Here is a 2,115-nt window from a genome sequence, read left to right as displayed (position 1 = left end):
TATGCAAAAAACCGCTTGACTGAGACGACCCCGTTACCGAAGTCTGGAGCCTAGGGGCAGTCTTTATTCACTCGCCCATTCGCTGACGGTCAGCGCGGGGTCCAGGGCCAGCCCGCCCCGCCAGGCGCGGCGGATATCGTCTGCGCCGTCGAAGCCCGCGTCATCACCGAAGTTCAAGCCGGACCTCCGCCATCTCGGCCAGATGCGAGCGCAGGTATTTGTCCAGTATCTGCTCCATCGCATGGGGATCAGTGCCGAGTTCGGCGGCCATATTCGCGGCCACACGCGGCGGCCAGTTCAGCCAGGCGTCCCGCTCGCGCCGGGCGAGGTCAAAGACCATGGTGGTGGCCCGCGCCCGGTCGACCAGTTCGGCCTTCATCTTTTGCAGGCGGACCTTGGCGGTCTGGGCCTTCAGCACCTCATTGGCCATCCGGGCGCGCAGGAACGAGACCTCACCCGCCCCGCCAGCGGGATCGCCGCTGCTGGCATCGTCAAGCGTGGCATTGACCGCGTCGATGGCCGCTTTCGGCACAGGCTTGGTCGCGGCCACGCGGGCGCTGGCGGCGCTGCGCACGCCCAGCGCCTGCGCATGCACCCCGCGCTGCTTGGCCGGATCGGTCTGCCGCGCCCATTCCGCATCGGCGCGGGCCGCATCAATGCTGCCATCCGGCTCGGGCGTGATCCGGCCGCTGGCAATCGCCTTGCGCACCGCCGCCTCGCTGACCCCGCGATGGCTGGCGTATTGGCGGCGCGAGATGCCCATGGGGGAGGCTTCCTGTGGTGATGGTGGTTCTGGACTGGCCACAGGCGTGAATCTGCCCGCACTGAGCCCTGATGATTATTATTAAAAAACAGTCGCTTATTGAGTTGATAAGCGACCGCGACAGAGCGAATCTGATTGCAGGAAAACGATGCAACTCACCCCGAAAGGAGCCTCGATGACCCGCAAAACTGCTACCCAACCGACCCTCGCCGCGCGCTACAATGCCAAGGCCCGCGAGTTGATGCCCGGTCAGGATCGGCTGCTGGTCGATCCGACCCTCAATGTCGGCTGGGAGATCGACGACGAGGCCTTCCGCCGCAGCGAATACCTCGGCGGATGGCCGGGGTCATCCTCGCCCTGCTGAAGCAGGAGGACGCGCAGGCAGAGTAAAACACCTCGCGGCTGAGCCGCTGACGCATGCCTCACCCCGCCGCGCCCTTCTGCGCGGCGCAGGGTCGTAGCACCGGCCGCATTCCCGCGCCCGGACCCGGAGACGACCCGATGCAAGACCTGACCCCGACCCAAACCACCGTTCTGAACGCCGCGAGCGCCCGGCCCCGCCAGCTTGCCCTGCCGCTGCCGGGCAAGCTGCCCGCAGGCGCGCAGGCCAAGGTTGTCACCGCGCTGCTGACGCGCGGGCTGCTGGCCGAGGCCAATGCCGCGCCGGGCGATCCGCTTTGGCGCGATACCGGGCGGACGCTGATCCTGACGCCCAAGGGTATGGAGGCCATCGGCTTTGATCAGGTGGTGATCCGGGCGGTGGCGGCGAAGTTCAAGGCAAAGGCAATTGCCCGCCCCGATACGCCTGCCACCTGCGGCGCAGACGCGACCGATGCGCGTTCACCGACAGATTGGACAAAAGCTGCTGACACCCCGGCAACGGCTGTTGAGGCTCCGGCCATCGCCACAGACGCCGCCGATAGCGCAGAGGTTGCTGCATCCAATCAGCCCCGCACCGGCACCAAACAGGCGGTGCCGATTGCCATGCTGCGCGCGCCTGAAGGGGCCAGCATTGCTGAAATTGCCAGCGCAACCGGCTGGCAACCCCACACTGTTCGCGGCGCTATCGCCGGGGCACTGAAAAAGCGCCTCGGGCTGGTGGTGACTTCCGACAAACACCCCGAGCGCGGGCGGGTCTATCGGATCGCTGACTGATCCGCGAAACACCCGCACTCCCCCTTACCACATCGTCAGCTGAACCGGCCCGTCTGGCTCGCGGCCTCCCGCAGCGAGCCGAGCCGCGAGAGTTCGGAACGCATGCGCCGCAACCAAGGGGACCACCCCGTTACCGCAGAGTCGAAGGCGGTCCACCCGGTGGGCCAGCCCATCAGCGCCTCGACGAACAGCGGGTT

3 protein-coding genes are annotated in these 2,115 nt (G+C 67.0%); 2 read left to right on the top strand and 1 reads right to left on the bottom strand.

The genetic code is table 11. The annotated features are described in order from the left end of the window. Nucleotides 1-163 precede the first annotated feature (163 nt). A complete protein-coding gene (locus tag Q4G24_RS16555; protein WP_303367634.1) occupies nucleotides 164-763 on the bottom strand; it encodes an elements of external origin in 600 nt (199 codons plus the stop codon). A gap of 175 nt (nucleotides 764-938) precedes the next feature. Between Q4G24_RS16555 and Q4G24_RS16550 the strand changes: the two genes are divergently transcribed. Both Q4G24_RS16550 and Q4G24_RS16545 read left to right on the top strand, forming a co-directional pair. Next, nucleotides 939-1,127: a hypothetical protein gene (locus Q4G24_RS16550; RefSeq protein ID WP_303367633.1), complete on the top strand. Its 189-nt coding sequence runs from the start codon at nucleotides 939-941 to the stop codon at nucleotides 1,125-1,127. A gap of 137 nt (nucleotides 1,128-1,264) precedes the next feature. Further along, nucleotides 1,265-1,918, top strand: coding sequence for a DUF3489 domain-containing protein (locus tag Q4G24_RS16545; RefSeq protein ID WP_303367632.1), 654 nt, complete (start codon nucleotides 1,265-1,267; stop codon nucleotides 1,916-1,918). The last annotated feature ends 197 nt before the right edge of the window (nucleotides 1,919-2,115 follow it).

It is taken from the genome of Paracoccus sp. (in: a-proteobacteria) (genome assembly GCF_030538695.1).
Lineage (GTDB): Bacteria > Pseudomonadota > Alphaproteobacteria > Rhodobacterales > Rhodobacteraceae > Paracoccus.
The sequence above is the reverse complement of the archived record's forward strand: the minus strand, read 5'-3'. Positions and strand labels throughout refer to the sequence as shown.